The organism is Nocardioides sp. CPCC 206348, assembly GCF_048654705.1.
In the GTDB taxonomy this organism is placed as follows: Bacteria; Actinomycetota; Actinomycetes; order Propionibacteriales; family Nocardioidaceae; genus Nocardioides.
Genome location: NZ_JBMCZA010000079.1, coordinates 24,849 through 31,195, shown reverse-complemented (window position 1 = coordinate 31,195; position 6,347 = coordinate 24,849). Strand labels below are relative to the sequence as shown.

The 6,347-nt window shown below is 69.4% G+C and carries 9 protein-coding genes; 8 read left to right on the top strand and 1 reads right to left on the bottom strand.

What is annotated here, in order from left to right; translation table 11 throughout:
- The 6 genes from ACOADB_RS04040 to ACOADB_RS04015 form a co-directional block, all read left to right on the top strand.
- Window positions 1–407, top strand: a 407-nt coding sequence (locus ACOADB_RS04040) for a sensor histidine kinase (RefSeq protein ID WP_378596644.1), incomplete at its 5' end; no start/stop codon positions are given.
- Window positions 404–1,075 carry a response regulator gene (locus ACOADB_RS04035; RefSeq protein ID WP_378596643.1) on the top strand — a complete coding sequence of 224 codons (672 nt, stop codon included), beginning with the start codon at window positions 404–406 and terminating at the stop codon, window positions 1,073–1,075. The genes ACOADB_RS04040 and ACOADB_RS04035, both read left to right, overlap by 4 nt.
- 65 nt (window positions 1,076–1,140) lie before the next feature.
- Window positions 1,141–2,091, top strand: a complete 951-nt coding sequence (locus ACOADB_RS04030; RefSeq protein ID WP_378596642.1) for an acyl-CoA desaturase — start codon at window positions 1,141–1,143, stop codon at window positions 2,089–2,091.
- A gap of 60 nt (window positions 2,092–2,151) precedes the next feature.
- On the top strand, window positions 2,152–2,604 hold the full coding sequence (locus ACOADB_RS04025) for a Mov34/MPN/PAD-1 family protein (RefSeq protein WP_378596641.1): 453 nt from the start codon (window positions 2,152–2,154) through the stop codon (window positions 2,602–2,604).
- A gap of 1 nt (window position 2,605) precedes the next feature.
- On the top strand, window positions 2,606–2,896 hold the full coding sequence (locus ACOADB_RS04020; RefSeq protein WP_378596640.1) for a MoaD/ThiS family protein: 291 nt from the start codon (window positions 2,606–2,608) through the stop codon (window positions 2,894–2,896).
- 4 nt (window positions 2,897–2,900) lie between these two features.
- Window positions 2,901–3,875 carry a PLP-dependent cysteine synthase family protein gene (locus ACOADB_RS04015; RefSeq protein WP_378596639.1) on the top strand — a complete coding sequence of 325 codons (975 nt, stop codon included), beginning with the start codon at window positions 2,901–2,903 and terminating at the stop codon, window positions 3,873–3,875.
- A 19-nt stretch (window positions 3,876–3,894) separates the two neighbouring features.
- Here ACOADB_RS04015 and ACOADB_RS04010 read toward each other — a convergent pair whose 3' ends face one another.
- On the bottom strand, window positions 3,895–4,995 hold the full coding sequence (locus tag ACOADB_RS04010; protein ID WP_378596638.1) for an alkaline phosphatase family protein: 1,101 nt from the start codon (window positions 4,993–4,995) through the stop codon (window positions 3,895–3,897).
- A gap of 90 nt (window positions 4,996–5,085) precedes the next feature.
- Between ACOADB_RS04010 and murI the strand changes: the two genes are divergently transcribed.
- Together murI and ACOADB_RS04000 are read left to right on the top strand one after the other, a co-directional pair.
- Window positions 5,086–5,925, top strand: coding sequence for a glutamate racemase (gene murI / locus ACOADB_RS04005; protein WP_378596646.1), 840 nt, complete (start codon window positions 5,086–5,088; stop codon window positions 5,923–5,925).
- Window positions 5,922–6,347 (top strand): MBL fold metallo-hydrolase (locus ACOADB_RS04000; RefSeq protein WP_378596637.1); only part of this gene is annotated, 426 nt, incomplete at its 3' end. The genes murI and ACOADB_RS04000, both read left to right, overlap by 4 nt.

Here is a 6,347-nt window from a genome sequence, read left to right as displayed (position 1 = left end):
TCGACCCGGGTTCACGGCTGCCCGCACTTCCCCCCGATGTGGCGGCCGACCTCACCACCGTCGTCGGCAACCTCGTCGACAACGCCGTGGACGCGAGCTCCGGTGCGGGCGACCCGACCGTGGAGCTGTGGATCCTGGCCGACGAGGACGCCGTCCACGTGCGGGTCCGTGACAACGGCCCGGGCATCCCCGACGACCTGAAGGAAGCGGTGTTCGTGCGCGGCTTCTCCACGAAGCCCGAGGTCCTCGGCGGGCGCGGCATCGGCCTGCCGCTGGTGCGCCTGATCTGCACCCAGCGCGGCGGCGAGGTCGTGGTCGACGACGCGGAGCCCGGCAGCGCCGGGGGAGCGGAGTTCCGCGTGGTGCTCCCGATCGGCCCGCCCGTCGGGAAGGATGACCCGTCGTGACGGACCTGCGCGTGCTGGTGGTGGACGACGACTTCATGGTCGCCCGGATCCACGGTCGCTTCGTCGAGCAGACCGACGGCTTCGAGGTCGTCGGCACTGCGCGCACCGGTACCGAGGCGCTGGCGATGGTCGACACGCTCGCGCCCGACCTCCTGCTGCTCGACGTGCACCTGCCGGACCTGTCCGGCCTCGAAGTCCTCGAACAGCTCCGCGGCCAGGGCCGTGACGTCGCGGTCGTGATGGTGACGGCCGAGCGTGGCGCAGCGGCCGTCCGCTCGGCGCTGCATGGCGGCGCGCTGCAGTACCTCGTCAAGCCCTTCGAGTACGACGACCTGGCCGACCGGCTGCGCCGGGTCGCCGCCACGCTCGGCGAGCTCACGGGAGAGCCCGACCAGGCGAGCATCGACCGGGCCTTCGGAACAGGCCGACCGGGCGACGTACCCCACGTCCTGCCGAAGGGGCTGAGTGCCGAGACCGCCGACCTGGTGCTGGAGGCAGCGCGTGCGGCCGGGGAGATCTCGGCGTCGGAGGCGGCCGATGCGGTCGGTCTCTCGCGTGTCACGGCGCGTCGCTACCTGGAGCACTTCGTCGACACGGGCGCCGCCGAGGTGCGACTGCAGTACGGCGGCTCGGGTCGACCCGAACGCCGCTATCGCGTGACCCCCTGAAAGACTTAGCCTTGCCTGACCGGTCCCTTGCCTGGCCGGTCCCGTCCTCTCTGGGGAGTGCACCCATGACTGCGATCGACAACAGCCACGAGACCTCCGCGCCGCGCGTCACGATGGGGGGCGAGCACCAGTCCTGGGCCGAACGCTTCGCCCTCGCCCTGTTCATCGGGCTCCCGTTCGTCGCCTTCGTCGCCGCCATCCCGGTGGCGTGGGGCGGCTGGCTCGGCTGGAGCGACATCGCGATCACGATGGTGATGTACGGCCTGACGCTGCACGGCGTCACGGTCGGCTACCACCGGCTCTTCACCCACAAGTCCTTCAAGCCGAACCGGCCGGTGAAGATCACGCTCGCGATCCTCGGCTCGATGGCGATCGAGGGACCAGTGATCCGCTGGGTCGCCGACCACCGCAAGCACCACAAGTACTCCGACAAGGACGGCGACCCGCACTCGCCGTGGCGCTTCGGCAACAGCCTCCGCGGCCTGACCAAGGGCTTCCTGTGGGCGCACGTCGGCTGGCTCTTCAACGCGGAGCAGACCCCGATCGACAAGTACGCCCCCGACCTGGCCAAGGACAAGGACCTGGTCCGGATCTCGCGCACGTTCTGGATCTGGGTGATGACGTCGCTGTTCCTGCCCGCGGCGCTGGGCTTCCTGCTCACCTGGTCGTGGCAGGGCGCGGTGACCGCGTTCTTCTGGGGCACGATCGTCCGGATCGGCCTGCTGCACCACGTCACCTGGTCGATCAACTCGATCTGCCACGTCGTCGGCGAGCGCCCGTTCGCGTCGCGGGACTTCTCGGGCAACGTGTGGTGGCTGGCGATCCCCTCGGGTGGTGAGTCCTGGCACAACCTGCACCACGCCGACCCGACCTCGGCCCGCCACGGCGTGCAGCGCTTCCAGCTCGACACCTCGGCCCGGATCATCTGGATCCTCGAGAAGTTCGGCTGGGTGCGCGACGTCCGCTGGCCCTCCGCCGAGCGGATCCGCTCCAAGACAGTCACCCCCGTCGCCTGAAGCTCGTCCGGCGCTCGGCCCGATTCCGGCGCGGGACCCCGGAGCCAATACCCTGAGACCGTGTTGCAGATCGACCAGACGACGTACGACGCGATTGTCGAGCACGCCAAGCGGGACCACCCCGTCGAGGCGTGCGGCATGGTCGTCGGCCCGATCGGTGCCGACCGTGCCGAGCGGTTCATCGAGATGGTCAACGCCGCCGGCAGTCCGACGTTCTACGAGTACGACTCGACGGACCTGTTGCGCCTGTACCGCGAGCTCGACGACCGCGACGAGGAGCCGGTGGTGATCTACCACTCGCACACCGCGACCGAGGCGTATCCGAGCGTGACCGACATCAACCTGGCCGGTGAGCCCGGAGCCCACTACGTGCTGGTCAGCACGCAGGAGCACGGGAATAACGCAGGCCCGGTGGAGTTCAGGTCCTACAGAATCATTGACGGCGTGGTGACCGAGGAAGAGGTCACGGTCGTCGGCACCCAGAGCGGTACATCTACAGAGGAGACTGGCTGACATGGCCATCGAGGTCCGGATCCCGACCATTCTGCGCACCTACACCGGTGGCGAGAAGGCTGTCAGCGCCGAGGGCGCCAACCTGAGTGCTGCCATCGACTCGCTCGAGGCCAACCACCCCGGCATCAAGGAGCGCCTCGTCGAGGACAAGGGCGCCGGCATCGAGCTGCGCCGTTTCGTCAACGTCTACATCAACGACGAGGACGTCCGGTTCATCGGCAGCCTCGACGCCGAGCTGTCCGACGGCGACCAGATCGTCATCCTGCCGGCTGTGGCCGGCGGCGCTGCCTGATCCGATGGTGCGCTACGACAGCCTGCTCGCATCGGTCGGCAACACGCCGCTCGTGGGGCTGCCGCGACTCTCCGCACCGTTCAACACCGGCGCCGACGGCGCTCCGCAGATCCGGATCTGGGCCAAGCTCGAGGACCGGAACCCGACCGGCTCGATCAAGGACCGCCCGGCCCTGAAGATGATCGAGGAGGCCGAGAAGGCCGGTGTGCTCCGGCCCGGCTGCACGATCCTCGAACCCACCTCGGGCAACACCGGCATCTCGATCGCGATGGCTGCGAAGCTCAAGGGCTACCGCACCGTGTTCGTGATGCCGGAGAACACCTCCGAGGAACGCCGCCAGATCCTGCGCATGTGGGGCGCCGAGATCGTCTCCAGCCCGGCCGCCGGTGGCTCCAACGAGGCCGTCCGGGTCGCCAAGCAGATCGCTGCCGAGCATCCCGACTGGGTGATGCTCTACCAGTACGGCAACGCCGCGAACGCCCTCGCGCACGAGGAAGGCACCGGTCCGGAGATCCTGGCCGACCTGCCCTCCATCACCCACTTCGTCGCCGGCCTCGGCACCACCGGCACCCTGATGGGCGTCAGCCGCTTCTTCCGCGGGGCCAAGCCGGACGTCACGATCGTGGCCGCCGAGCCGCGCTACGGCGAGCTCGTCTACGGCCTGCGCAACCTCGACGAGGGCTTCGTCCCCGAGTTGTACGACGCCGAGCTGATCGACAGCCGCTTCTCGGTCGGTCCGCGTGACGCTGTCCGACGGGTCCGCGAGCTGCTCGAGCTCGAGGGGATCTTCGCCGGCATCTCCACCGGCGCGATCCTGCACGCCGCGCTCGGCCAGGCCGCGAAGGCGGTCAAGGCGGGCGAGTCCGCGGACATCGCGTTCGTCGTGGCCGACGGCGGCTGGAAGTACCTCTCCACCGGCGCCTACGAAGGCACCATCGACGAGGCCGAGGACAAGCTCGAGGGCCAGCTCTGGGCCTAGGGCCCGACGCCGCCGGGCACTAGTCGTGCCAGGCGAGGTCCTGGTTGCGGTCCCACAGGCTGCCGGTGACCGGACCCAGCCCGAGGACGTCGAGGGCTGCGTTGGCCAGCTCGCCGTTGCGGATCGGCTGCGGTGATGCGCCGAAGCCCGGCTGGTAGGTCGTGCTGGGCACGCGGCGCGTCGTCCGGTTGAGCGTGTAGAGCGGGATGTTGTCGACGCCGGCTCCCCAGAACGCGAACGGCACCCGGAAGTTGCGGGGGTCGCTGGCGTTGCTGTGGTCCCGGGTGCCCGGGACCCCGCCGTGGTCCGAGGTGAGGATGATGACCGTGGAACTGCTGAGGGCGGGGTCGCGCCGGACCTGGACCATGATGGATCCGAGCAGCAGGTCGATGCGCTTGACGCCGTCGAGGTACTTCGGGCTCATCCAGCCGTAGGCATGGCCCATCTGGTCCGGCAGGCCCAGGTGCAGGAAGTAGAAGCTCCGGCGCACGGTGGCCAGGTCGTCGCGCAGCGCCCGGGTGACGGCGCCGTTCTGCTCGACCTTGATGTAGCTCCTGCCGACCGATGCCGGCCACGAGCGGTCGAAGAGCGCGAACTTGGCCTTCGTGGAGAAGACCGCGGTCCTGCCGCCGGCCGCATGCACCTTCTCGAACACCGACGACACGGGATGCCCGGCCGCCTGCTGGACGGTCCTGGTCGACGTCTCGGTGTTCCACGTGACGCCGTGTCCACCGGCGGAGGCCTTGATCCGTCGGCCCGTCACCATCGAGGTGTGGTTCGGCAGCGTCACCGTCATCTCGATCTGGGAGCGGGCGTTGGTGGTGCCGGCGCCCTGGGTGACGATCAGCTTGTGGAGGTTCGGCGTCTTCGAGGGGCCGAGCTTCGTCAGTGCGGCCGGGTTGAGCCCGTCCACCGAGATCGCGATGACGTGCTTGCCGCTCAGCGCGACCCGCTCGGGCGCGGGCGCCGGCTGTGCGGCCACCTGGACGGCGGCCGGACCAGTGGCGACGGGCGCTGCCGTCGTACTGCCGGCGTGGGCGAGGACCACCGAGCAGGCGACGGCGAGCGTCGCGGTGAGTGCACGGGTCCGGAGCCGCCCTCCGCGGCGCAAGGAAGTCACGGAAGGAGCGTACGTCCCCCCGAACGTGATCTCGATCCCGGAATGCCGACTGGGAGGGTGCCGACGCCGTAGTCTGACCGGGTGCGGCACCTGGACCACCTCGACGTCGATGTCGACGCCCCCATCGGAATCTTCGATTCCGGGTTCGGTGGGCTCACTGTCGCCCGGTCGGTCATCGACCAGCTTCCGCACGAGTCGATCACCTACGTCGGTGACACCGCGCGCCAGCCGTACGGCCCCAAGCCGATCGGGGAGGTGCGTGAGTACGCCCTCGAGTGCCTCGACCACCTCGTCGAACAGGGCGTGAAGGCCCTGGTCATCGCCTGCAACTCCGCGAGCGCCGCGATGCTGCGCGACGCGCGGGAGCGGTACGACGTCCCGGTCGTCGAGGTGATCTACCCCGCCACGCGGCGGGCGGTCGCCGCAAGTCGCAACGGCCGGATCGGCGTGATCTGCACCCGGTCCACCGCCGAGTCGATGGCGTACGACGACGCGTTCGCCGCCGCCCCCCAGATCTCCCTGACCACCCGCGCCTGTCCGCGGTTCGTCGACTTCGTCGAGGCCGGTGTGACCGGTGGCGACGAGTTGATCGCGGTCGCCCACGAATACCTCGACCCACTGTCCGAGCTCGGTATCGACACCCTCATCCTCGGCTGCACCCACTACCCGCTCCTGACGGGCGTGATCTCCTACGTGATGGGCGATGACGTCACGTTGGTGAGCAGCGCGGAGGAATGCGCCAAGGACGTCTACCGGATGCTGGCCGACACCGGCCTGATGCGCGCGACCGGCGAACCGTCGTACTCCTTCGTGACGACGGGTGCGCCGGCCGAGTTCGAGACGATCGGGCGCCGGTTCCTTGGCCCCGAACTGGTGGCGGCAGGCCAGTTCGCCGGTGGACTGGCCAACGCGAATGGGGGAGCTGCATGAGTGACGAAGTGGCACCGGAGACGACGCTGCTCCGGGTTCCCGGCAGCGGCGCCGACCGCTCGATCAAGGTCACGATCGTCGGCTGTTCGGGTTCGTACCCCGGGCCGGACTCGCCGGCCAGCTGCTACCTCGTCCAGGCCACCGACGGGCTGCGCACCTGGAGCATCGTGCTCGACATGGGCAACGGCGCGCTCGGCGTGCTGCAGCGCTACGTCGACCCGCTCAAGGTCGACGCGGTGTTCATCAGCCACCTGCACGCCGACCACTGCGTCGACATGACCAGCTACTACGTGCTGCGCAAGTACCACCCCAAGGGCAGCCAGCCGAAGATCCCGGTGTGGGGGCCCAAGGGCACGGGCAAGCGGCTCGCGAAGGCCTACGACCTGCCGCGCAAGCCGGGCATGAAGGAAGAGTTCGAGTTC

Bases quoted from the DNA above. Each gene is read 5' to 3' on its own strand.
- ACOADB_RS04030 (WP_378596642.1), top strand. From the start codon at position 1,141: ATGACTGCGATCGACAACAGCCACGAGACCTCCGCGCCGCGCGTCACG.
- ACOADB_RS04020 (WP_378596640.1), top strand. From the start codon at position 2,606: ATGGCCATCGAGGTCCGGATCCCGACCATTCTGCGCACCTACACCGGT.
- ACOADB_RS04015 (WP_378596639.1), top strand. From the start codon at position 2,901: ATGGTGCGCTACGACAGCCTGCTCGCATCGGTCGGCAACACGCCGCTC.